A 22,229-nucleotide genomic window follows, 5' to 3' on the forward strand; every position below is an offset into this window, starting at 1 on the left:
GGCGCGCAACCAATACGTCCCCCCCCCCCGCCCCCCGGGGTGCGGGGGGGCGGCCCGGCCCGCCCCCGCCCCCCTTCACCCTGCGTGCCGTCGTCAGGCCCGGTGGCCCTCGGTCAGGCCTCCCGGCGCGGGGCCGGGGGCAGTGCCGCCGGGACGTGGTGCCTCCCGATGGCGTGCCGGCCGACCGCCGAGACGCGCTGCCACTGCGGCTGCCCCGAACTCTGCCGGGCGCTGTTCGCCCCCGCGCTGTAGGCGCCGTACGACCCGCCGCCGACGGAACCGCCGAACGTCCCCGAGCCGTGGCCGACGGACGAGCCCGTCCTGTGCGGGACGCCTCCGAAGGCGGTGAAGCCCAGCTTCTCCTCGCCGCTGCGGTCACCCGGCAGCGAGCGGAAGGACTTCACGTACTCGGCGTAGAGCGCGTCGTAGATCGGCGTGGCCGAAGGGCCGCCCGCGGAGTCCTGAGCCGGTCGCACGGGGGCGGGGACCAACGGGAAGGGCTGGCGGCGGGGAGCGTCGTATGCGTGCACATATCTCCAAACGACCCCGCCCGGTAAGGGATGCGGCCGTGGTGCGGGTTTTCGCCGGTCACCGGCCTGCCGACCGGCAGCCGGGTGCCGGCCGCCGGTCCTCGGCCCTCAGCAGTCGGCGGTCAGCCGTCAGCCGTCCGCCGGTCAGAGACCGGCGAGCGGGAGTGCTGCCGTGACCAGCCTTCCGTTCGCCGCGGCCCTGTCCAGCGCGTCGCGCAGCAGGTCCTCGCGCGGCTGACGGCCGATCGAGCCGACCGGAGCCGCGAACAGCAGCACCTGCTGGTGCTTGTTGGCGGCCGCCCGCCAGCCCTCGGTGACCTGGAGCGGCTGGTGCGCCTGCCACCAGGCCACGGGCTGTCCGCCGTTCGGGTTCGGCTGGAGCACCGCGTGCAACTGTCCCACGGCCAGCAGAACCGACCAGCCGTGCAGCACGGACGGCGCGGTGGACAGCTCGGTCACGGGCGTGAAGCCCTGCTCGATGAGCAGCGGCAGGAAGTCGTCGCCGGACCCGAGGGAACCGGGCCGAGCCACCGGGGCGGTCGGCTCGACGACCAGGGCCGGATGCAACTCCCCGGCGATCAGGATCAGTCCGCTGGTCACGCCGAGCACGGCCTGCTCGGGCACGACGTACGGCGCCGCGGCCTGATGGGGAGCGGCCTGTGCCGGGGCCGTCTGCGCGGTCAGCACGTTCTGCGCGGGCGCCGCGGCGTCGCCGCTGATGGACCGTACGGCGCCCTGGAGTTGTTGCTCGGTGACCTGGACGACCTGCGAGGGCAGGCAGGTGGAGTGGGCGAAGGCGAGGACGGCGGTCTCCTCCCCGACGAACAGGACAGTGCTGGTCCGCTCCTGCTCCGGATCGCCCGGTGTGCGGCAGGAGGTGCAGTCGTAACCGCCCGGGGCGGAATCTCCCGCGAGCAGGCGGTCGGCTTCTTCGTCGCCGATCTCGGCGCGTACCTCGTTGCTGACGTCGAGCATGCGCGGCACGGGTGGCTCCCTCGGGATGCGGTGCGTGGCGAGGCCGGGGGTCCCGGCCCGTGGTCCGGGGCGGGCCCCCGGCTCATACAGATGACAACGGGCGATCTGTGGCGGGAGTCACGCCCGGGAGCGAACGGAATCGAACCATCCTGCGCACACGGTGACTTCCAGCTCGGAACCGGACACTCATCGTCAACTGGCCGTCGTGTCAGCGACGTTGACCGGGTGAAGTGGCTCACAGGACGGGCGCTCCGCTGGTCAATAAATCATGAAATCAGTGAATGAAGTGGGTGTCCTGAAATTGACGCTACCGAGGGTAATGCCGAACTGGCCTGCGAAGACGGGGAGTTGCTTGATGCCGACCCGGTCGGCTGCCTAGATTCCTCCGCCGTGTGCAGCGAGCACCGCTCGGGAACGTCCGCCGACCGCACCAGCCGGATCCACCGCAGCACCGGATCCCTCGCACGACCCCACGGCGGAGGGGGCGAGCGCGACATGCCGCGTCCCGTGACGCGGCGGTGGCGCTCCGCCCCGGGGGATCCCGGGTCCGTGGAGAGGGACCTACATGTCCGATTGTGCCGACACCACCCGCGACGACGCCCGCAGGACCCGGAAGACCCAGAAGCCCCGTACGGCGGCTCTGGCCGGCGCGGCACTGCTCGCGCCCCTCGGACTGCTGGCCTCGGCCGGCAGCGCCACGGCGGCGGACAGCGGAGTGTGGGACCGCATCGCCCGGTGCGAGAGCGGCGGCAACTGGCACATCAACACCGGCAACGGCTACTACGGCGGGCTCCAGTTCTCCGCCTCCACCTGGCGCGCGTACGGCGGCACGGCCTACGCGCCGACCGCCGACAGGGCCACCAAGGCCCAGCAGATCACCATCGCCGCCAAGGTCCAGCGCGGCCAGGGGTGGGGCGCCTGGCCCACCTGCTCGGCACGTGCCGGGGCATCCGGGAGCGCACCCGGTACCGGCTCGGCGACCGCCCAGGAAGCCCCGGCGAAGCCCGCGAAGCCGGCGGAGTCCTCCCGGCGGCCGACGTCGCCGAACCGGTCGGTCCCGTCGAAGGCGCCGGCCCAGTCGTCGGGCAGCGCGGACCGGAACCCGTCCGGCGGCGACCACACCGTCCGTGAGGGCGACACGCTGAGCGCCATCGCCGCCCGGCACGGCACCACCTGGCAACAGCTGTACGCCGCCAACAAGGCCGTCATCGGCGGCGACCCCGACGTGATCCTGCCCGGCCGGCGTCTCATGCTCTGATCCGCCGGGCCGCACCGGGTGGTGAGGTGGGACGAGGCCCCGTCCGGGCGGCCGCCGGTTTCCGGCGCCGGCCCGGACGGGGTCCGCCTCATTGCGGACAGTGGCTGTCCGCAAAGGCTGACAGACTCGGTCCATGGTGGAGACCTCGGCACGACTGCTGCGTCTGTTGTCCCTGCTCCAAGCCCATCGCGAGTGGTCCGGCGCCGATCTGGCCGGGCGGCTCGGGGTCAGCTCCCGGACCCTGCGCCGCGACGTGGACCGGCTGCGCCTGCTCGGCTACCCCGTCAACGCCAGCCCCGGAACCGGCGGCGGCTACCAGCTGGGCGCGGGCGCCGAACTGCCGCCGCTGCTGCTGGACGACGACGAGGCCGTCGCCGTCGCGGTAGGACTGCGTACGGCGGCCGGGCAGGGCATCGAAGGCATCGGGGAGACCTCGGTGCGGGCCCTGGCCAAGCTGGAACAGGTGCTGCCGGACCGGCTGCGCCGCCGGGTGGGCGCCCTGAACGCCGTCACCGTGCCGATGCTGCGCGGACCGGGTGCCGAGGCCGTCGACCCGGCCGTGCTCACCGAACTCGCCCAGCTCTGCCGCGACACCGAACGTCTGCGTTTCGAGTACCGCGGCCATGACGGCGTGACGAGTCGCCGCACCGTGGAACCGCACCGTCTGGTGTGCTCGGAACGCCGCTGGTACCTGGTGGCCTGGGACCTCGGCCGCGAGGACTGGCGCACCTTCCGGGTGGACCGCCTCACCCCGAAGTCCCCGCACGGACCGCGCTTCGTCCCGCGTGAGCCCCCGGCCGAAGACCTGGCCGCCTATGTGTCCCGGGGCGTCTCCACGCGCGTGTACGCCTCGCAGGCCGCGATACGGCTGCTGGTGTCCGTCGAGGAGGCCGTGGAGCGGATCTCGCCCTCCGTCGGCACGCTCCGGGCGGAAGGGCCGGACAGCTGTGTCCTGACCACCGGGGCGGCGAGCTTCGACGCCCTGGTGGTCCACGTGATGCTGCTGGGCTTCGAGTTCGAGGTGCTGGAGCCGGCCGGGCTGACCGACGTGATCGCCACGGCCCGCGACCGGCTCACCCGTGCCCTGGCCCGGGCGGAGGGATCCGGCGAGGCGAGCTGATGCCGGACCACGCCGACCGGACCACGCCGACCGGACCGTGCCGCCGCGCCGAGTGGAGCCGGACCGGCCCGGTCGGCGGGGTGGGTGGATCGTGTGAAGGAACCGTGGGTTTCCGTACGGCCCTGCCGTCAGGGGCGCACCTGTCGTCACGGCGACGGAATGGAATGGCCCGAACGGGCCCGGGACGTTTCTCCGGGAACGCTCCGCCGGGTTTATCCGAGACCCCGGCGCGATGTCCGGGAATTAAGCTCGGTCGCGCTCGGAGGGGCTTCGAATCACCCATTCGTGTGATGGGTGTGGGCATAAACGTCTGTCGTGATCCTGTGACAGAAGTGTGACCGCCGGGGGATCCGGGCAGGTGTTCGCGGTCCGGCCTTCCCCGTCCGCCGGGCAGGGCATAGCGTGAACGTATGGCACCCATTCCGACACCTTCCGCGGAACCCGACGACAGCCCGGACGCCTATGTGGGCCTGCCCGTGGACCGGGCCGAGCGCCTCGCGCGCGAGCGCGGCTGGGCGACGGTCCGGACGCTGCCGCCGGGGGCGATCATCACCATGGAGTACCGCGTGGGACGGCTGAACTTCGAGGCGAAGGACGGCACGGTGGCGCGGTCCTGGAAGGGCTGAGACACGGCGACGGCCCCGGTTCCACGAGGGAGCCGGGGCCGGGGTGTGCGTACCGGGCCGTCGCCGCGGGGCCCGGCGGGACCGTCAGGAGCGGGTCGCCGGGGTGTTGCCGCGCGGATGACGCTCGCCGTGCTGCGGGCGGCGGCTGCCGGCCGGAGTGACCGGTGTGCGCTCCGCGCGCGTCGAGTGCGGCCCCGGCGCCAGATAGGCGGGCGACCGGCCCGCGGGGCGGGACGCGGAGACCGGTTCGGGGGTCGCGCCGGCCTCGCGGCCGGTGAGTGGCTTGAGCATGACCGGCGTCGCGACGGGGGCCGCGGGCGCCGCCCGGCCCCGCCGGGCGTACCAGCGGTCCCGCCAGTGGTCGCGCCAGCCGAAGATCCGGTCCTCGGCACGGGCGATCAGCGGCTCGAACCAGGGCAGGGCCAGCAGGATCAGCAGGCCCGCCACCCAGCCGAGCAGGACGTCGCTCAGCCAGTGGGTGCCGAGGTAGACGGTGGACAGCCCGACGCCGAGCGAGGTCACCGCGGACACGGCGGACAGCCAGCGCCGCGCTCTCGGAGTGGAGGCCAGATAGGCCAGGATTCCCCAGGTCACCACCGCGTTCGCGGTGTGACCGCTGGGAAATATGCTGCCGCCGAGCCACATCTCGCTGGAGCCGATCTCGGTCGCGTAGTGCGGTCCGAGGCGTCCCATGCCGTACTTCGCGGCACCGACGGTGGCATTGAGCAGCAGCAGGGAGACCGCGAGCGCGAGCAGGGGGCGCAGGGTGTGCTGCCGCCAGGAGCGCCAGCCCAGCCAGGCCGCCACCATCACCGCGGTCGGACCGCGCTGGCCGAGCACCACGTAGTAGTCGACGAAGGCGTGCAGCTCCGCCCACTGCTCGTACGGGCGGAAGAACATCACCTGCCAGTCCAGCCGGACCAGCCAGGACGTGATGACGACGGCCCACACGATCGCCACGTAGGAGGCCAGGGTGGAGCCGAAAAGCACCGTCCGGTGCCGGCTCATTCGAGGCACGTCGAGGTGGGCCGGTCGTTCCGGCTCACGATCCAGCCTCGCGAACACCCGGTCCAGACGGGTGGTCTTCCGTTCGGTACGCACCCAATCGACGTTACAGGGAGTGAGCGCCCAGCCCTGTCGAATCAGCGGCTTTGTGATGACGATGTGATGTGGGATTGCTCTCAAGGCGGCCTTTATTCTCCGCGAATCGGTAATCGCCGGCCGTCGTCGTCTTCAATTCTTTTGATCATTCGAGGGGGCGGTTTTATCGCGCTTTTGGAATGCGTTCACCGAAGGCCGGCGCAGATTTTCCCCGGCGCTCACCGCCCGTCGGCCCGGGGAGGGGGAGGGCAGGGCCCGCGGGGCCGGTCAGGGCGGCCCGGAGCCGTTCAGCCAGAAGGCGCCGTACACCGCCGAGGCCACCGCGACGGACCCCACCACCAGCGCCGACCTGGGCGTACGCAGCCGTGCCAGGGGCAGCGCGAGGGGTAGCAGCAAGGGGAAGGCGGGCATCAGCAGACGCGGTTTCGAGCCGAAGTAGCTCGACGCGCAGAGGGCGAGGGCCGCGACCGTGCCGGCGTACACCAGCAGCGGGAGCGGCTGGCGCTGCCGTACGCAGAGCACGTACAGCCACACCAGCAGGACGACCCCGAGGACCAGCCCGAGCCCCGCCAGGGCCGAGGGAAACGACGTGAACTTCTCCGCCGTGAACCGGGCGAAGGCAAAACCGCCGTCGAACCCGTTCCGCCAGCCCGCCTGCACCTCGAGATACCCGAACGGGCCCTTCCCGGTCCGGTGCCCGACCCACAGAACGTAACCGGCGGCACCGAGCGGAGCGACGAACAGGCCGAGCGCCCGGCGGACGCCCGTGCCGGGGGCGCCCGGCAGGACGGGCGCGCCCCCGGCGGACGGCGCGCGCGGGGTGCCCCCGCCCGGGGCGGCGCGTTCCCCGGGGCGCGCGCCGTCCGCCGCGGCCGCGCCGCGGCTCCCCCCGAACGAGCGATGCTCCTCCCCGGCCCCGCGACGGTCGTGCAGGAAGGAGACGACACCCGCCGCCCAGACCGCCGCGACCACCGCCAGCCCGACCGGGCGGGTCAGACCGGCCAGCGACGCCAGGATCCCGGCCGTCACCCAGCGCCCGGTCAGCACCGCGTACAGCGACCAGGCGGCGAGCGCCGTGAACAGGGACTCGCTGTACGCCATCGACTGGACGACCCCGACCGGCAGCACCGCCCAGAGCAGCACCGCGCAGACCCCGGCCCGCGGCCCGTACACGTGGTCCGCCACCGCGAAGATCCCCCACGCCGCGGCGAGCGAGGCCGACACGGCGACCACGAAGCCCCCGTCCGCGTACGACAGCGGCGACACCGCCGCCACCAGCCGCTCCAGCCAGGGGAGCAGGGGGAAGAAGGCCAGGTTCGAGTGCACGTCCCCGTTCGCCAGGCGTACCTCGTAGCCGTACCCCAGCTCCGCGACCCTCGTGTACCAGAGGGCGTCCCAGCGGGCCGTGAGCAGGGTGTACGCGCTCCTGCCGCGTGCCTCGCTCCACACGGCCAGGACGAGGAGGCCCAGGGCCCGCACGGCCGCGTACCCGAGGAGCGCCGGCGCGGCCCTGCGCAGCGCTCCGGGGCGGGCCGGTGCGGCACGCGTCTCTAGATCCGTCACGGGCCCGATTATCGACCTGGTGCGCGGCCGGCCCGTCCCGCGGGTGCGCGAACCCCGGAGGGGCCCCGGAGCAGGTCGCGGAGGCCGTACGGAAGTGGTGTACGCCACACCTGTCGGCCGCAGATGTGAGAGGCCCGCCACTCAATACCGGCCCGGCCTCGCGTACGCTGCCTGTCACTCGCCGTTCGTTGCGCGGGCCGGAGTTCGTACCGCTCCTCTCCGGCCGAGTCACGGGGGAGTCCCCCACCCCGTGAGCCCGCCGAGGGCGAGGGAACATCTGGGAGGTCTGTACATGTCCGGGACGACCACGGCCGCCTCGCTGCGCCGTCGGGCGGCCGGGGCCGGTGCCAACCGCTGGGTGGTACTCGTCGTCCTCTGCGTCAGCCTGCTCCTCGTCGCCGTCGACGCCACCGTGCTGCACGTGGCGGTCCCCGCCGTCACGGAGGACCTCAGGCCCGGCGCGGTGGAGCTGCTCTGGATCGTCGACGCCTATCCGCTGGTCTGCGCCTCGCTGCTGATCCTCTTCGGCACGCTGGGCGACCGGGTCGGCCGCAGACGCGTCCTCCTGCTCGGCTACGCCCTGTTCGGCCTCGCCTCCGGACTGGCGGCCCTCGCGGACAGCGCGCCGGTACTGATCGCGGCGCGGGCGCTGCTCGGCGTCGGCGGCGCGATGATCATGCCCGCGACGCTGTCGATCCTGCGGCAGGTCTTCCCCGACCGGCGCGAGCGGGCGCTCGCCATCGGTGTCTGGAGCGCGGTGGCGGCGGTGGGCGCGGCGGTCGGGCCGCTGCTCGGCGGCTTCCTGCTCGAGCACTTCTGGTGGGGCTCGGTCTTCCTCATCAACATTCCGCTGATGCTGGTCAGCCTCCCGGTGGGGCGATTCCTGCTGCCCGAGTCGAAGGGCGACGGCGCCGGTCCCTGGGACGTGACGGGCGCGCTGACGGCCGCCGCCGGACTGTTCGCGGTGGTCCTCGGTGTGAAGCGGCTCGGCGGTGAGTCCGCCGGGGGCCTGTGGACCGTCCTGGTGCTGGCCGTGGGCGCCGCCCTGCTGGCCGCCTTCGTCCGCCGGCAGCGGCGACGCGCGCACCCGCTGGTCGACCTGCGCATGTTCGCCCGGCCCGCGTTCAGCACGTCGGTGGGCTGCATCGTGCTGGCGATGCTCGCCCTGGTCGGCCTGGAACTGATCGCCGCGCAGTACCTCCAGCTCGTCCTCGGGCTCTCCCCGCTGGAGACCGGACTGCGGCTGGTGCCGCTGACGGTCGCCGCGATGGCGGCGGGGCTGGCGGGCGCGCGGCTGCTGCGCCGGTTCGGACCGCGCCGCATGGTCTTCTCCGGCTTCTGCCTGACGGCCGCGGCGGTCCTCCTGCTGACCCCGATGGGCGAACAGGACAACCGGGCCCTCCTGCTGGGCGGGTTCGTCCTGCTCGGTTTCGGCCTGGAGACCACCCTGTTCGGGGCGTACGAGTCGATGCTGAGCGAGGCACCCCCGCAGCAGGCGGGCGGGGCCGCCGCCATAGGCGAGACCTCGTACCAGCTGGGCGCCGGAATCGGGATAGCGCTCCTCGGCAGCGTGATGAACGCCGCCTACGCGCCCCGCCTCGAAGAGGTCCCCGGGGTGCCCGCCCCGGAGTCCTCGGCGGCGCGGCACTCGCTGGGCGAGGCCTACGAGGTCGCCGCCCAGCTCGGCGGGCCCGCCGGAGCCGCCCTGAGGGACGCGGCCCGCCACGCCTTCGTGCACGGGCTGCATGTGACCCTGCTGGCCAGCGCGGTCCTGCTGCTGCTCGGGGCCGTGATGGCGCTGCGGCTGCCGCGGACGATGCAGTGCGAGCCGGCGACCGCCGGGGAAACGCCCGCCGGGGCGCCCTCGGACGGGCCCGCCCGAGCCCCGGCCGAGGCGGCCGATGTCCCCGGCCCGAGGGAGGCCGCGGAGTCCCGCGTCTCGGTGTGAGGAGTACCGCGGGGCAGCCGGGTGGACGTGCGCGACACCGCGTCGTAACGTCGGCCCGAACCTGACTGGCAGCGCTGGTTGGCAGCACGAGCCGAATCCGTACCGGTCGTGTCCGCAGTGGTCGTCTCCGCACCGGCCGAGCCCCGCCGGCGGGACCGGTACCGGCCGCGCCCGCCCGGATCCGCACCGGCCCGATCGCCCCGGAGAGTGTCCATGTCCGCGTCCGAGAAGTCGCCCCCCTTCGACCCGGCCGACCCGCTCGGCCTCGACGACCTGCTGGAGCCGGAGGACCTGGCCGTCCGGGACACCGTGCGTGCCTGGGCGGGGGACCGGGTGCTGCCGCACGTCGCCGACTGGTACGAGAAGGGCGAACTGCCCGGTGTCCGCGAGCTGGCCCGGGAACTCGGCGGGATCGGCGTGCTCGGCATGCCGCTCAACGGCTACGGCTGCGCGGGTACCTCGGCCGTGCAGTACGGGCTCGCCTGCCTGGAGCTGGAGGCCGCCGACTCCGGCATCAGGTCCCTGGTCTCCGTACAGGGCTCGCTCGCCATGTACGCGATCCACCGGTTCGGCAGCGAGGAGCAGAAGCAGCGGTGGCTGCCGAGGATGGCCGCCGGCGAGATCATCGGCTGCTTCGGGCTCACCGAACCCGACCACGGCTCCGACCCCGCCGCCATGCGGACCCACGCCAAGCGCGACGGCGGGGACTGGGTGCTGAACGGCCGCAAGATGTGGATCACCAACGGCTCCGTCGCCGGCGTCGCCGTGGTGTGGGCGCAGACCGACGACGGGATCCGCGGCTTCGTGGTGCCCACCGACAACGCCGGGTTCTCGGCGCCCGAGATCAAGCACAAGTGGTCGCTGCGCGCCTCCGTCACCAGCGAACTGGTCCTCGACGACGTACGGCTGCCCGCCGACGCCGTACTGCCCGAGGTGACCGGACTGCGCGGACCGCTCAGCTGCCTGACGCACGCCCGGTACGGGATCGTCTGGGGCGCGATGGGCGCGGCGCGCGCCTGCTTCGAGGCCGCCGTCGACTACGCGAGGTCGCGGGAGCAGTTCGGGCGGCCCATCGGAGGGTTCCAGCTGACACAGGCCAAACTCGCCGACATGGCGGTCGAACTGCACAAGGGGATTCTGCTCGCCCATCATCTCGGGCGGCGCATGGACGCCGGCCGCCTGCGGCCCGAGCAGGTCAGCTTCGGCAAGTTGAACAACGTCCGCGAGGCCATCGACATCTGCCGTACGGCCCGCACGATCCTCGGTGCCAACGGGATCTCGCTCGAGTACCCCGTCATGCGGCACGCGACGAACCTCGAATCGGTGCTCACCTACGAGGGCACCGTGGAGATGCACCAGCTCGTGCTGGGCAAGGCGCTCACCGGGCTCGACGCGTTCCGGTAGGCCGGGTCGGGAGGGGAAGTGGGAGGGGAGGAGGGGCAGGGCCGGGGCGGCCCTGCCTCAGCTCTGGTTGAAGAAGCCGTCCGACCGGTGCGCCGCCGGCTCCCCGCTGACGACCTCGGTGTCGGCCGGGCTCAGCAGGAACACACGGCTGGACACACGCTCGATGGACCCGCGCAGACCGAAGATCAGTCCGGCGGCGAAGTCGACGACGCGCTTGGCGTCACCGGCCTCCATGGCGGTGAGGTTCACGATGACGGGGACCCCGTCCCGGAACAGTTCGCCGATGGCGCGGGCGTCCCGGAAGCTGTCCGGGGTCACCGTGCCGATGCGGCGGCCCTTCTCCGCGGCGACGTCCGTGGCCACCCTGACCCGCGGATCGGTGACCCAGGCGTCCCCGGGCGCAGCCCCGTCGGAGTAGTCGTCGTCGTAGTAACGCTCGTCTTCATTGTCGTCGACGAGGCCAAGCCAGGCACTTGCCTTGCGTACCGATCCCATGGACGCCTCCTCTCACAGCGGTCCTTACTTGCTTTCCGCATCCCTATGGTCGTCCATGATGCGGATGGCGCGCCAAGTGATTGGACGCCGTGCGGGGGGTTTGTGACGGTACTGGTGCAGGGCGCATCCGTCGAGAGCCCAAGCCCCCCAAGGGTCCCGATGTAAGCGAATGCTGACTGTGAGTGAAATATGATTCTTCTCGGCGTATGGGTGAGCGATGGCGCGTACGGGTGAATGCGGCAATGAGTACGATGCCGCCGCTCCACTTCGGATCACCCAGGGGGGAACGTCATGTTCGGAATGGTCAGGCCCTGCCGGCACCGGCTCGGTGAACGGCTCACGGCTCAGTGGACGGCGCATCTGTGCGGACTGTGCCTGGCGTTGCGCGGGGACCACGGACAGCTCGCACGCGTCGTCACCAACTACGACGGTCTGCTCGTCTCCGTCCTGACGGAGGCTCAGTCCGAACATGCCGGTGCCGGGCGGCGTACGGCGGGGCCGTGTCCACTGCGCGGTATGCGGACCGCCTCCGTCGCGCACGGTGAGGGCGCGCGGCTCGCGGCGGCCGTGTCGCTGGTCCTGGCCTCCGCCAAGGTGCGCGACCATGTCGCCGACCGGGACGGGCTGCTGGCCCGCCGCCCGGTGGCGCTCGCCGCGCGTCGTGTCGCCGCGAGCTGGGACCGGGCCGGCGCACGGACCGGTACGGACGTCGGGTTCGACACGGCCGTCCTGGTCGACGCCGTCGACCGGCAGACCGGCATCGAGACCCTCGCAGGCCCCGGCACCCCGATCCTCACCGTCACCGAACCGACCGAGACCGCCACCGCGGCGGCCTTCGCGCACACGGCGGTACTCGCCGGGCGGGTGCACAACGCCGGGCCGCTCGCCGAGGCGGGACGGCTCTTCGGCCGGCTCGCCCACCTGCTGGACGCCGTGGAGGACCGGGAGGCCGACGCCGCGTCGGGCGCGTGGAACCCCCTCACCGCCACCGGCACTCCGCTCACCGAGGCCCGCCGGCTCGCCGACGACGCCGTGCGTGGCATCCGTCTCGCGCTGCGCGAGACGGAGTTCACCGACGGCGGTCTCGCTCACCGGCTGCTCGTTCATGAACTGCCCAACTCCGTAGATCGTGCCTTCAACACCGTTTCTTGTGCCCACGGTTCCCACCCCTACTCACCGCCCGGCGCACCCGGCACTCCGGGCATGCCGGGCGGTCCCGGCGGTCCGGTGCCGCCCGGGCCGCCGCGCCGACGTGGGCTGATCGCCGGGTGCGCGGTGTGGGCGGGGCTGTTCTGTACGTGCCAGTTGTGCTGCGGCACCCACGAGGACCCCTGGACCGGGGAGCGCAAGCAGGCCTGCTCCAACTGCGATTGCAGCGGGTGCTGTGACTGCTGCGAATGCTGCAGCTGCTGTGGTGAGGGAAGCAGCTGCTGCGGTGAGGGCGGCTGCGACTGCGGGTGCGACTGCTGAGTCCGGGGCGCGGGGAGGCGTCCGTGGAGGGGCCCGAGCAGCGGGGCGGCCCGAAGGGCGTACGACGGCCGGCCGGGCGGATGTCCGGTGGGGTGTCCGGCCGGGCGTTCGGCGGCGCGTCGAACGGAGCGTTCGACGGGGCGTTCGAGGGTTGTCGAGTCCCTTGGTGGTGGATTCGGAGGGGTGTTCGCAAGAGTATTCGGAGGGTTCACTTCCGGACATCTCCGGGGCGGTGGCGGCCGGTTGCGGAACGGGGATACCGGCTGGTGGGGCAAGGGTGTCGAAGGTCGCGCCGCACAGGCGGTTCACGGGGTGACGACCGAAAGGCACTCTTGCGGCGACCGGCCCGTCGGCCGAATACTCACCTCCAGCGCTTGTCAGGGGCACGGCATGTTCGGAATCCGGACGACCGGTCCCCTGACTGCGCCTCACGGGCCCGAACCCCACCGGGGCCCCCTACGTCCTTCATGGAGGAACGAGAAGTGAGGATCAAGCGCACCACCCCCCGCAGCGGCATCTCGAGACGCACCCGGCTGATCGCCGTCTCCACCGGCCTCGTGGCCGCCGCCGCGATCGCGATCCCCAGCGCGAACGCGTCCGAAGCTCCCACCACCTTCAGCTCCGCCGAGCTCAAGAGCGTCAGCGGTTCGGTGCTGGAGGCCGACGTCCCGGGCACCGCCTGGGCCGTCGACAGCAAGACCAACCGGGTCGTCGTCACCGTCGACAGCACGGTGTCCGAGGCCGAGATCGCGAAGATCAAGCAGGAGGCCGGCGCCGACGCCGACGCGCTGCAGATCAAGCGCACACCCGGCACGTTCACCAAGCTCATCCAGGGCGGCGACGCCATCTACGCGAGTAGCTGGCGCTGCTCGCTCGGCTTCAACGTCCGCAACAGCAGCGGCGTCGAGTACTTCCTGACGGCCGGTCACTGCACCGACGGCGCGGGCACCTGGTACTCCAACTCCGGCCGCACCACGGCCATCGGCACGACCGCCGGCTCCAGCTTCCCGGGCAACGACTACGGCCTCGTGCGCTACACCGGCTCCGTCAGCCGTCCCGGCACCGCGAACGGCGTGGACATCACGCGCGCGGCCACCCCGAGCGTGGGCACCACCGTCATCCGTGACGGCTCCACCACGGGTACGCGCAGCGGCCGGGTCACCGCGCTCAACGCGACCGTGAACTACGGCGGCGGCGACATCGTCTCCGGTCTCATCCAGACCACGGTCTGCGCCGAGCCCGGCGACTCCGGCGGCTCGCTCTACGGCAGCAACGGCACCGCGTACGGTCTGACCTCCGGCGGCAGCGGCAACTGCTCCTCCGGCGGCACGACCTTCTTCCAGCCGGTGACGGAGGCCCTGAGCGCCTACGGAGTCAGCGTCTACTAGGCCGACGCCCGCCGACCGGGGCCGGCCGGTACCACCGGTCCCGCAGCGCAGGGCCTCACCGCGGCCGACACACGACGACGAGCCCCCGCACGCAACCAGCGTGCGGGGGCTCATCCTTGTGCGGACACGGAGCCACCTTCGGGGGAGACACGCCCTCCCCAGGTCCCGGAGCCGTCGCGGGAATCGGTGCAGGAGCAACTTCCGCCCGCCGCGCTCCGCTCGAATCCGGACCAGCCAGGGGCGGTTTCAAGCCAGGGATCGATCCCTCGAATCAGTACGCCGGTTACTCGCTCGTAGTGTTTGCAGTGCGAACTGCCCCGCGTGTCCATGACCTGTCAGGACATAGAGGGCGCACGTTCTTTGCCGTACGCGCGTCCTGAAGTCGACCTTGTGTGCCCCCTGTGGGGCTCGGAATAGTGGGCGGCGTTCAACGGCCCGGGGCTCGGCTTTTTCTGTGTGCCGCCCCCGTGGCCGTACGCCTTCCGGTTCGTGAGGTCCCCACAACCTCCCGGACCGTCCCCCCACAGGAGGACGCGAGTTGAAGCACCGACGCATACCCAGGCGGCGTGCAGCCGTGACGGGTGCGGGCATCGCCGCACTGGTCGCCGCGGGAGTCACCTTCCAGACTGCGAACGCCAGTGAGTCCCCGGAGGCCCCCACGCCCCGGACCCTCTCCATCACGGCGGCCGGAAACCTCGCCTCGACGCTCGCCGAGGACCTCGGCGCCGACGCGGCGGGAACGTACTACGACGCGAAGAGCAAGAGCCTCGTGGTGAACGTGCTCGACGAGGCCGCCGCCGGAACCGTCGAGGAGGCCGGCGCCAAGGCGAGAGTCGTGGCGAACTCCCTCGCCGAGCTGAAGAGCGCGCGCACCGCCCTCAAGCAGGACGCGACGATCCCGGGCACCTCCTGGGTGACCGACCCGACCACCAACAAGGTCGTCGTCACCGCGGACCGCACGGTCTCCAAGGCCGAGTGGGCCAAGCTGACGAAGGTCGTCGACGGACTCGGGGCCAAGGCCGAACTCCAGCGCATCAAGAGCGAGTTCACCCCGTACGCCGCGGGCGGCGACGCCATCACCGGGGCCGGTGGGCGCTGCTCGCTCGGCTTCAACGTGACCAAGGGCGGCGAGCCGTACTTCCTCACCGCCGGGCACTGCACCGAGGGCATCACCACCTGGTCGGACTCCTCCGGCACCGTGATCGGCGAGAACGAGGCGTCCAGCTTCCCGGGCGACGACTACGGCCTGGTCAAGTACACCGCCGACGTGGACCACCCGAGCGAGGTGAACCTCTACGACGGCTCCACGCAGGCGATCTCCGGCGCCGCCGAGGCCACCGTCGGCATGGAGGTCACCCGCAGCGGTTCCACGACCCAGGTGCACTCCGGCGCGGTCACGGGCCTGGACGCCACCGTGAACTACGGCAACGGCGACATCGTCAACGGCCTGATCCAGACCGACGTCTGCGCCGAGCCCGGTGACAGCGGCGGCTCGCTCTTCTCGGGCAGCAGCGCGGTCGGTCTCACCTCCGGCGGCAGCGGCGACTGCACCTCCGGCGGTACGACCTTCTTCCAGCCGGTGACGGAGGCCCTCTCGGCGACCGGCACCCAGATCGGCTGAGCGCACACCGCAGTGAAGTCCCGCCCCGGATCCACGAGGGGCGGGACTTCCGCGTGGGCGGTGGCGGTCAGGGCGTCCGCGCGGGCGGCTCCGGCTCCTGCCGTCCGTGGCGCAGTCCGGCGGCCATCGTGATCACGATGCCCGCGAGTGCCCATGCCGACAGCACGAGCAGTGCCCCGGTCAGGGCGTTGTTGTCGAAGTACGCGATCGAGCGGGCCACCCAGACCCCCGCCCCCGGCGGCAGCGCCGGGCCGATCGCCTCCCAGAACGGCGGCAGCATCGGCGGCGGGAAGGCGCCGCCCGCGCTCGGGTTGCCCGCGATCACCACCAGCAGGATCGCCAGCCCGATGCCCACGATCCCGAAGACGCCCTGGAGCGCGAGGGTGGCGGCGCCGACGGCGAAGGTCACCAGCGCGCCGAGCGCCCACAGCGCGGTCACGCTGCCGGGCAGCGCGCCCAGGACCGGCCCGACGACGACCGCGCCGCCCAGGCCGCCGACGATCGCGACCAGCACCATCACCATCAGCCGGATCACCGCGCGGCGCGGATTGGCGGGCCGGGCGCCGGCGCTGATCGCCAGGATCGAGGCACACAGGTAACCGCCCACGCACCAGCCGACGACCAGGTAGAAGGGCGACAGCCCGTCGAAGTCCTGTGCCGCGGCCGGCGCCACGTCGACGGTCCGCACCTGCCGTCCGTCGGCCGCCTCCACCTTGGTGACGAGGCTCTGCAGGGTGGTGGCGAGGACGGTGCCGCCGCCGGAGGCGACCAGCAGGGTGTCCGTCTCCCCCTCCGGGTTCACGACGAGGGCGCCGTCGAGGTCGCGGTCCATGATCTGCTTCCGCGCGCTCGCCTCGTCGGTCACGGCCCGCGGGTCCAAGGGGGCGCCGGGCAGCCGCTCCAGCCGGGCCACCGTCTGCGCGGCCGCGGCCGGGGGCGCGGCGACTCCGAAGGGCACGTCCGTCGGCTTCGGGGCGTGCAGCGCCCCCACGTAGGAGGCGATGAACAGCACCTGCAGCGCGATCACGCCGAGGACGAGCAGAGCGGCCCGCGGGGTGACGGCGGTCTTCACCTCATCGAGGAACGAGCTGCGGGACGAGTCGGCGCCGACGGTCTGCGTCATGCCTCCATGGTTCCGAGGACCGGATGCTCGCACAGGTGGGGAGGGGCCGAACGGATGTCGTGCGCACGTTCGAGAACCGGTCCGCGGTGAGGGCGGAGCGACCGGAAGGGGCCCGACCGCGCCGGGCAGGCCGCCGGCCGGCTCGTCGACGAGCCGGTCCGCAGGGGTTGCGCCGAACGCCGGCCGCATCCCGTCGGCGTGCGGGCCCGGCCGGTCGTGCCGACCGAACCGGGGCGGGCCCGCACGCGGGCCGAGGAGGAGGCGGCGGCGGAGGCCGTGCACGCAGGGGTCGGCGTGCCCGGCGAGAGCGGGGCCCGCGCGCCGGGTGACCGTCTGCTGCGCGTCGCGCCCGACGGACCCGTGCGTCCTGCCTGGTGGCCCTCTATCACTTGTGGTGCCACCTGTGCCGGGTGTCGCTGAAAGTTTTTGCTGACCCGTAACTTCACAATTGCACTACTCACCCGTAACTTGACGAGTGACCAGCATCCTCGTGATCCGGATCACAGGGCGTTCTTCCGCCGCAACTCCCTTGAGCCGTAAGGAGATCACTCGATGCTGCCCTGGAGACGAGTGCTCGGACCGCTGACCGCGCTGCTGCTGACCGCCGCGGTCGCCCTGCTCCCCGCCACCACCGCCCACGCCGCGGGGGCGCCCAGCTCGGGCTGGAACGACTACTCCTGCAAGCCGTCCGCCGCCCATCCCCGCCCCGTCGTCCTGGTCCACGGCACCTTCGGGAACTCCGTCGACAACTGGCTGGGCCTCGCGCCCTATCTGACCCACCGCGACTACTGCGTCTTCTCCCTCGACTACGGCCAACTGGCCGGTGTCCCCTTCTTCCACGGGCTCGGCCCCATCGACAAGTCCGCGCAACAGCTCGACGCCTTCGTGGACAAGGTGCTCGCCGCGACCGGCGCGGCGAAGGCCGACATCGTCGGGCATTCGCAGGGCGGGATGATGCCCCGCCACTACCTCAAGTTCCTCGGCGGCGCCGCCGAGGTGAACGCCCTCGTCGGGATCGCGCCCAGCAATCACGGCACCACCCTCGCCGGCCTCACCAACCTGCTGCCGTACTTCCCGGGCGTCGGCGACCTGCTGAACGAGGCGACCCCCGCCCTCGCCCAGCAGGTCGCCGGCTCGGACTTCCTCACCAGGCTCAACGCGGGCGGCGACACCGTGCCCGGCGTCCGCTACACCGTCATCGCCACCCGGTACGACCAGGTGGTCACCCCGTACCGCAGCCAGTACCTGAGCGGGCCGAACGTGCGCAACGTCCTGCTCCAGGACCTGTGCCCGGTCGACCTGTCCGAGCACCTGGCGATCGCGCTGATCGACCGGATCGCCTTCCACGAGGTCGCCAACGCCCTCGACCCCTCCCGTGCCCGCCCCACCACCTGTGCCTCGGTGTTCAGCTGACACGTGGAGACGGAGCGAACCGCTGACACGTGTACGTGCCCGTGCGCATGTCGGGGCCTGCCCGGCCTGAGCCGCCGGACAGGCCCCGGTTCACGGTCGACGCGGGGTCAGCGGTCGACGCGGGGTCAGCGGCCGTGCCGCCCGGTCGCCGCACGCCGCCGGGTGGGGGCGAACAGCGCCGCCGAACCGAGCGCCAGGGCGGCGGCCCCGCCGACCATCAGGTACGGGGTGTTTCCGTCGCCGCCGGTCTCCGCGAGGTTCCCCGAAGTGCCGGCCGCCTTGGGCTGGTTGGCGGCGGCGGTGTCGGGGGTGCCGTCGGTGCCGTCGCCCGGCGTGTCCCCGGCGGTGCCGTCGCCGGCCGGGGCCGGCTGCGCGGTGGTGTGCGGGTCGTCGTCCCCGTGGCCGTGGTTCTCGATGGTCGACTTGTCGGTACCCTCGTCGATCTGCTCCTCGGAGGGTGCGGAGGCGACCGGTGCCGGGGCGGTCTCGTCCTTGGGCGTGTCACCGGCGCCGGACTCGCTTCCGCCGTCGTCGACGGCCTCGCCCGCGCCTCCTCCTTCTCCTCCTCCGAAGGTGACGTCGGAGCAGGAGTAGAACGCCTCCGGGCTGTCCGAGCGCTGCCACACCGCGTACAGCAGCTGCTTGCCCGAGCGCTCGGGAAGGGTGCCGGTGAACGTGTAGAAGCCGCCGGTGGCGGCCGGGTCGGTGGACGTCGCCACCGGGTTCGCCAGATCCAGATCGCCCCAGCCCAGCGGCTGGGCCGGGTCGTAGCCGGGCTTGGTGATGTACACCTTGAAGGAACCCTTGTGCGGGGCCGTCACCCGGTACTTGAAGGTGTACGAGCCGCTGCTCACCGACGTCGCGGGCCAGTCGGCGCGGGCCAGGTCGAGCCCCTTGAACGCCTCGTCGTTCGCGCTGCACAGCTTGCCGTCGGGGATCAGCTCCTCGTGGCGTCCGCCCGCGTCGCCGATGCGTACGCCGTTCCAGTCGTAGAGCGCCTGGGTGCCGCCGGCCGCGACCGCCGCCCGGCACGCCGCCGACTTCGGGCTCTCCGGCCCCTCGGCGAAGCACTGCGCGACCCTGCTGACCGGATCACCCATCGAGCCGTGCGCGGCCGCCGGCGAGGCGGACAGCCCGGTCAGGGCGAGCGGGACGATACCGACGGCGGCGACAGCGGCCTTGCGGCGTGCGGGCATGGGGCAGCAACTCCTCGGACGATCCATGGGCTTGGGGGGGGAATCCCGTGGGGGGACGGCTCAGAAACTAGCCCCGGGAAACCGGGAAATCGCCTGCCGAAGGCCGCTCACGGAGATCCTTATGGCCCCGTTAAGGGAGTGCTCAGGCTGGGATCAGGTAGGAGCCCGTGAGCGGCCGGCCGAGGGGTCGCGCGGTGGGCGGGAGGAGACGGACGGCCGGGGTCAGGAAGTGGGCCACCAGGTCCGGGCGATGTCCTCGCGGACTTCCGGACGCGGGGCGGGGCGTTCCCCGGGCTCGTCGCGGACCCGGGGGGCGGTCGTCCTCTTCAGGGGCTTCTGCACGGTGACACGGCGCATGGCTGCCTCCTTCGGGGTCCACGGGTGCCGCGGTCTCGCGGGGGTGGACCTTTCGGGGGAGAGTTCCTCATCGCTCCCGGTCTGTCTGTGGCCGCGGTCACTCATCGACTGTCAGTGGCGGGTGTCACTCTTGGCCGCATGACCGATGACGGTGACGTGACGGGCACGGTGGGTGTCGACTGGGACGCGCGGGCGGCCGGCTTCGACGAGGACCCCGATCACGGCCTGCGCGACCCGCGGGTGCGCGAGGCCTGGGCGGCGCGGCTGCGTGCCTGGCTCCCCGAGCGGGCGAGCGACGTCCTGGACCTCGGCTGTGGCACCGGCAGCCTGGCGCTGCTCGCCGCCGAGCAGGGGCACCGGGTCACCGGAGTCGACCGGTCACCGGCCATGGTGCGGCTCGCCCGGGAGAAACTCGCGGGACGCGACGCGGTGTTCCTCGTCGGTGACGCCGCGGCACCGCCGACCGGGGAGCGGCGCCACGACGTCGTACTGGTCCGGCACGTGCTGTGGACGCTGCCCGATCCCGGCCGGGCGCTGCGGCACTGGCGGGGGCTGCTGCGCCCCGGCGGACGGCTCGTCCTGGTCGAGGGGGTGTGGGGGACGGTGAGCCCGGCCGGGATACCCGCGGGCCTGCTCACCACCCTCCTGGCTCCGCTCGGCGGACGGGTGGACGTGGAGCGGCTGTCGGACGACGCGACGCTGTGGGGCCGGGAGGTGGACGACGAGCGCTACGCCGTGGTCGCGGTGCCGGACCGGCCCGGACCCTCACGCGAGTAGCGTGCCGAGCCCGCCTCCGCGGGCCAGGGCGTCCAGCTCGTCGAGGGCGGCCACCGCGGCGGCCGCGGCCGCGGGATCCGTCGCAGCCAGGCCGCTCGCCGCGAACTCGTCCTCGTCCAGCCGCCGTACGTCCGTGCCGTCCGCCGAGACCCACAGGTCCAGGTCGAGATCCTCGACCACCAGCCGCCCGGCCGAAAGCTCGGCCGGGCGGGTGATGTCGCAGTAGTGGCCCTTGAGGGTGCCCGCGGCGGTGCGCACCTCCTTCACCGCGTACCACCGGTCGCGCCAGTAGTGCTCCGTGAAGACGTCACCGGGCTCGAAGCGCACGAAGCCGAAGTCCCGTACCCCGTCTCCCGCCCAGGGGGCGCGCACGGTGACGCGGGTGCCGTCGTCGGCGAGCAGTTCGGCCGGGTAACCGATCTTCGTGCGCCCCGCCTTGACGAGGACGACGTCCAGGAATACCGGACGTTCAGCCGAGTTCACGGACATACCGCACCTCCGTGGCGCAGACCTCGTAGCCGAACCACTCGTTGATCGCGATCATCGGCCCGTTGCCGGTGTCGTTCCCCGTGAACGCCTCCGTGTACCCGGCGGCGCGGGCGCGGTGCAGGGAGTCGTTCTTGGCGAGCTTGGCCAGGCCCCGGCCGCGGTGGGCCCGGGCGGTGCCGGTCATGACCGTGCCGTACCGGGTGCCGTCGTCCGTGCGGGCCGCGGAGAAGGCGGCGGGCCGGCCGGCCACCACCGCCACCGAGGTCAGCCCGGGGCTGAACAGCGGGTGTCTCCAGGTCTCCTCCAGCCAGGCCTCGTAGTCGGTGAGTTCCGTGTCCACGTCGCTCGGTTCGTCCGCCGTCGTCTCCGCGTCCAGTGCGAACAGCGGGCGCGGGTCATCGGCGAAGTCCGAGCCCGTACGCAGCTCCACGCCGGGCGGCGGGTCCTGGAGCGGGGGGAGGGTGCCGTTCGCCAGGTCCAGGCGGAGGAAGCGGGCGGAGCGGCTCGCCCTGTAGGCGTGCCGCTCGGCGAAGGCACGGTTGCCCGGCTCGTCCAGCACCCAGGCGAACAGCCGGGTCGCCCCGTGAGCGGCCAGGTGCTCCTCGGCGGCGCGCACGAGCAGCGTCCCGGCGCCCCGGCGCGTGTGCTCGGGATGCACGTACACGTTGACGTTGCCCTGGCCCGGCTGGGAGCTCTCGTGGCCCAGGTGCACCTGCGCCGTGCCGATCACCTCGCCGTCGGCCACGGCGACGAGGGGACGGTAATGGGCCTCGGGGTGCATACGGGTGAGGTCATGGGCCAGGGAGTCCGGGGTGAGGAGCACGAACGGCAGCGCGTCGTGCCGGACGCGGGCGAAGCCCTCGAGGTCGGCACGGGCATCGGAGCGGAGATCGCGGACGGTCACAGTCACGGAGGTGCACGCTACGGGGGAGGGCGCTGCGGCTGCCTCTCATTTTCCGCCGGGTGCGGGACAATCGGGCCGTGACCTTGAAGATCCATATCGACGACAGCGCGCCGCCGTACGAGCAGGTGCGGGCCCAGATCTCCGAACAGGCCCGGTCGGGGGTGCTGCCGGTGGGCCACCGGCTGCCGACGGTACGGGGCCTGGCCCAGGCGCTCGGCCTCGCCGCGAACACGGTAGCCAAGGCCTACCGCGCGCTGGAGGCGGACGGCGTGATCGAGACCCGCGGCCGCAACGGCACGTTCGTCGCCGCCGTGGGCTCGGCCGCGGAGCGCGAGGTCGCGGCGGCGGCCCAGACGTACGCGGAGCGGGCACGACGGCTCGGACTGGACGAGGACGCGGCCCTGGCCGCCGCACGGGACGCGCTGCGGGCGGCGTACGAGGCGTAGCCGCGGGAGGCCCCGGGCGGGAGCG

The 22,229-nt window shown here is 72.7% G+C and carries 20 protein-coding genes and 2 pseudogenes; 12 read left to right on the forward strand and 10 right to left on the reverse strand.

The genetic code is table 11. From position 1 onward, the window contains the following. Window positions 1-113: 113 nt before the first annotated feature. Together ACIF80_RS19755 and ACIF80_RS19760 are read right to left on the reverse strand one after the other, a co-directional pair. Window positions 114-530 carry a hypothetical protein gene (locus ACIF80_RS19755; RefSeq protein WP_399806204.1) on the reverse strand — a complete coding sequence of 139 codons (417 nt, stop codon included), beginning with the start codon at window positions 528-530 and terminating at the stop codon, window positions 114-116. Window positions 531-674: 144 nt separating this feature from the next. Further along, window positions 675-1,514: a hypothetical protein gene (locus tag ACIF80_RS19760; RefSeq protein WP_399806206.1), complete on the reverse strand. Its 840-nt coding sequence runs from the start codon at window positions 1,512-1,514 to the stop codon at window positions 675-677. Between the two features lie 556 nt (window positions 1,515-2,070). On the opposite strand from ACIF80_RS19760, the gene ACIF80_RS19765 reads away from it, so the two are divergent. The 3 genes and pseudogenes from ACIF80_RS19765 to ACIF80_RS19775 all read left to right on the forward strand — a co-directional run bounded on the left by ACIF80_RS19765 (window position 2,071) and on the right by ACIF80_RS19775 (window position 4,509). Continuing rightward, complete coding sequence (locus ACIF80_RS19765) at window positions 2,071-2,763, forward strand: transglycosylase family protein (RefSeq protein ID WP_399806207.1); 693 nt, start codon at window positions 2,071-2,073, stop codon at window positions 2,761-2,763. 133 nt (window positions 2,764-2,896) lie between these two features. Next, window positions 2,897-3,980: pseudogene (locus ACIF80_RS19770) on the forward strand (helix-turn-helix transcriptional regulator). A 313-nt stretch (window positions 3,981-4,293) separates the two neighbouring features. Beyond that, window positions 4,294-4,509 carry an I78 family peptidase inhibitor gene (locus ACIF80_RS19775; protein ID WP_399806209.1) on the forward strand — a complete coding sequence of 72 codons (216 nt, stop codon included), beginning with the start codon at window positions 4,294-4,296 and terminating at the stop codon, window positions 4,507-4,509. A gap of 84 nt (window positions 4,510-4,593) precedes the next feature. On the opposite strand, the gene ACIF80_RS19780 is transcribed toward ACIF80_RS19775, so the two are convergent. Together ACIF80_RS19780 and ACIF80_RS19785 are read right to left on the reverse strand one after the other, a co-directional pair. Then, window positions 4,594-5,610: a phosphatase PAP2 family protein gene (locus tag ACIF80_RS19780; RefSeq protein WP_399806211.1), complete on the reverse strand. Its 1,017-nt coding sequence runs from the start codon at window positions 5,608-5,610 to the stop codon at window positions 4,594-4,596. A gap of 267 nt (window positions 5,611-5,877) precedes the next feature. Then, complete coding sequence (locus tag ACIF80_RS19785; RefSeq protein WP_399806213.1) at window positions 5,878-7,173, reverse strand: hypothetical protein; 1,296 nt, start codon at window positions 7,171-7,173, stop codon at window positions 5,878-5,880. Between the two features lie 292 nt (window positions 7,174-7,465). Between ACIF80_RS19785 and ACIF80_RS19790 the strand changes: the two genes are divergently transcribed. Further along, window positions 7,466-9,121, forward strand: a complete 1,656-nt coding sequence (locus ACIF80_RS19790; RefSeq protein ID WP_399806215.1) for an MFS transporter — start codon at window positions 7,466-7,468, stop codon at window positions 9,119-9,121. A gap of 213 nt (window positions 9,122-9,334) precedes the next feature. After that, a complete protein-coding gene (locus tag ACIF80_RS19795; protein ID WP_399806217.1) occupies window positions 9,335-10,525 on the forward strand; it encodes an acyl-CoA dehydrogenase family protein in 1,191 nt (396 codons plus the stop codon). A 57-nt stretch (window positions 10,526-10,582) separates the two neighbouring features. Here ACIF80_RS19795 and ACIF80_RS19800 read toward each other — a convergent pair whose 3' ends face one another. Then, on the reverse strand, window positions 10,583-11,020 hold the full coding sequence (locus ACIF80_RS19800; RefSeq protein ID WP_399806219.1) for a cell division protein SepF: 438 nt from the start codon (window positions 11,018-11,020) through the stop codon (window positions 10,583-10,585). 291 nt (window positions 11,021-11,311) lie between these two features. Here ACIF80_RS19800 and ACIF80_RS19805 point away from each other — a divergent pair, with 291 nt between their 5' ends. From ACIF80_RS19805 to ACIF80_RS19815, 3 genes are all read left to right on the forward strand, one after another. Continuing rightward, on the forward strand, window positions 11,312-12,490 hold the full coding sequence (locus ACIF80_RS19805) for a DUF5685 family protein (protein ID WP_399806221.1): 1,179 nt from the start codon (window positions 11,312-11,314) through the stop codon (window positions 12,488-12,490). Window positions 12,491-12,972: 482 nt separating this feature from the next. Next, the gene (locus ACIF80_RS19810) at window positions 12,973-13,878 is read left to right on the forward strand and encodes a S1 family peptidase (protein ID WP_399806223.1); all 906 of its coding nucleotides are present in this window, start codon (window positions 12,973-12,975) and stop codon (window positions 13,876-13,878) included. A gap of 538 nt (window positions 13,879-14,416) precedes the next feature. Further along, on the forward strand, window positions 14,417-15,499 hold the full coding sequence (locus tag ACIF80_RS19815) for a S1 family peptidase (protein WP_399806224.1): 1,083 nt from the start codon (window positions 14,417-14,419) through the stop codon (window positions 15,497-15,499). A 67-nt stretch (window positions 15,500-15,566) separates the two neighbouring features. On the opposite strand, the gene ACIF80_RS19820 is transcribed toward ACIF80_RS19815, so the two are convergent. Beyond that, a complete protein-coding gene (locus ACIF80_RS19820) occupies window positions 15,567-16,622 on the reverse strand; it encodes a DUF3533 domain-containing protein (RefSeq protein WP_399806226.1) in 1,056 nt (351 codons plus the stop codon). 126 nt (window positions 16,623-16,748) lie between these two features. Between ACIF80_RS19820 and ACIF80_RS19825 the strand changes: the two are divergent. Next, window positions 16,749-17,042 (forward strand): annotated as a pseudogene (locus ACIF80_RS19825) (hypothetical protein); the annotation flags it as partial. Between the two features lie 132 nt (window positions 17,043-17,174). After that, window positions 17,175-18,035 carry an esterase/lipase family protein gene (locus ACIF80_RS19830; RefSeq protein ID WP_399806228.1) on the forward strand — a complete coding sequence of 287 codons (861 nt, stop codon included), beginning with the start codon at window positions 17,175-17,177 and terminating at the stop codon, window positions 18,033-18,035. 125 nt (window positions 18,036-18,160) lie between these two features. On the opposite strand, the gene ACIF80_RS19835 is transcribed toward ACIF80_RS19830, so the two are convergent. Together ACIF80_RS19835 and ACIF80_RS19840 are read right to left on the reverse strand one after the other, a co-directional pair. Further along, window positions 18,161-19,231 carry a lytic polysaccharide monooxygenase gene (locus ACIF80_RS19835; protein WP_399806230.1) on the reverse strand — a complete coding sequence of 357 codons (1,071 nt, stop codon included), beginning with the start codon at window positions 19,229-19,231 and terminating at the stop codon, window positions 18,161-18,163. Window positions 19,232-19,453: 222 nt separating this feature from the next. Further along, complete coding sequence (locus tag ACIF80_RS19840) at window positions 19,454-19,588, reverse strand: hypothetical protein (protein ID WP_399806232.1); 135 nt, start codon at window positions 19,586-19,588, stop codon at window positions 19,454-19,456. Between the two features lie 138 nt (window positions 19,589-19,726). Between ACIF80_RS19840 and ACIF80_RS19845 the strand changes: the two genes are divergently transcribed. Further along, on the forward strand, window positions 19,727-20,365 hold the full coding sequence (locus ACIF80_RS19845) for a class I SAM-dependent methyltransferase (protein WP_399806234.1): 639 nt from the start codon (window positions 19,727-19,729) through the stop codon (window positions 20,363-20,365). On the opposite strand, the gene ACIF80_RS19850 is transcribed toward ACIF80_RS19845, so the two are convergent. Both ACIF80_RS19850 and ACIF80_RS19855 read right to left on the reverse strand, forming a co-directional pair. Continuing rightward, the gene (locus ACIF80_RS19850; RefSeq protein WP_399806236.1) at window positions 20,354-20,854 is read right to left on the reverse strand and encodes a DUF402 domain-containing protein; all 501 of its coding nucleotides are present in this window, start codon (window positions 20,852-20,854) and stop codon (window positions 20,354-20,356) included. The two genes, ACIF80_RS19845 and ACIF80_RS19850, sit on opposite strands and share 12 nt — an antisense overlap. Then, window positions 20,835-21,764, reverse strand: coding sequence for a GNAT family N-acetyltransferase (locus ACIF80_RS19855; protein WP_399806237.1), 930 nt, complete (start codon window positions 21,762-21,764; stop codon window positions 20,835-20,837). Before ACIF80_RS19855 ends, ACIF80_RS19850 begins: the two co-directional genes overlap by 20 nt. Window positions 21,765-21,835: 71 nt before the next feature. Here ACIF80_RS19855 and ACIF80_RS19860 point away from each other — a divergent pair, with 71 nt between their 5' ends. Continuing rightward, a complete protein-coding gene (locus ACIF80_RS19860; protein WP_399806239.1) occupies window positions 21,836-22,204 on the forward strand; it encodes a GntR family transcriptional regulator in 369 nt (122 codons plus the stop codon). Window positions 22,205-22,229: the final 25 nt, after the last annotated feature.

This window comes from Streptomyces sp. NPDC085927 (assembly GCF_044540975.1).
Taxonomy (GTDB): domain Bacteria; phylum Actinomycetota; class Actinomycetes; order Streptomycetales; family Streptomycetaceae; genus Streptomyces; species Streptomyces hirsutus.

Excerpts from the sequence above, each read along its gene's own strand:
- ACIF80_RS19765 (WP_399806207.1), top strand. The coding sequence starts at position 2,071 with ATGTCCGATTGTGCCGACACCACCCGCGACGACGCCCGCAGGACCCGG.
- ACIF80_RS19775 (WP_399806209.1), top strand. The coding sequence starts at position 4,294 with ATGGCACCCATTCCGACACCTTCCGCGGAACCCGACGACAGCCCGGAC.
- ACIF80_RS19790 (WP_399806215.1), top strand. The coding sequence starts at position 7,466 with ATGTCCGGGACGACCACGGCCGCCTCGCTGCGCCGTCGGGCGGCCGGG.
- ACIF80_RS19795 (WP_399806217.1), top strand. The coding sequence starts at position 9,335 with ATGTCCGCGTCCGAGAAGTCGCCCCCCTTCGACCCGGCCGACCCGCTC.
- ACIF80_RS19800 (WP_399806219.1), bottom strand. The coding sequence starts at position 11,020 with ATGGGATCGGTACGCAAGGCAAGTGCCTGGCTTGGCCTCGTCGACGAC.
- ACIF80_RS19805 (WP_399806221.1), top strand. The coding sequence starts at position 11,312 with ATGTTCGGAATGGTCAGGCCCTGCCGGCACCGGCTCGGTGAACGGCTC.
- ACIF80_RS19820 (WP_399806226.1), bottom strand. The coding sequence starts at position 16,622 with ATGACGCAGACCGTCGGCGCCGACTCGTCCCGCAGCTCGTTCCTCGAT.
- ACIF80_RS19830 (WP_399806228.1), top strand. The coding sequence starts at position 17,175 with ATGCTGCCCTGGAGACGAGTGCTCGGACCGCTGACCGCGCTGCTGCTG.
- ACIF80_RS19835 (WP_399806230.1), bottom strand. The coding sequence starts at position 19,231 with ATGCCCGCACGCCGCAAGGCCGCTGTCGCCGCCGTCGGTATCGTCCCG.
- ACIF80_RS19840 (WP_399806232.1), bottom strand. The coding sequence starts at position 19,588 with ATGCGCCGTGTCACCGTGCAGAAGCCCCTGAAGAGGACGACCGCCCCC.
- ACIF80_RS19845 (WP_399806234.1), top strand. The coding sequence starts at position 19,727 with ATGACCGATGACGGTGACGTGACGGGCACGGTGGGTGTCGACTGGGAC.
- ACIF80_RS19850 (WP_399806236.1), bottom strand. The coding sequence starts at position 20,854 with ATGTCCGTGAACTCGGCTGAACGTCCGGTATTCCTGGACGTCGTCCTC.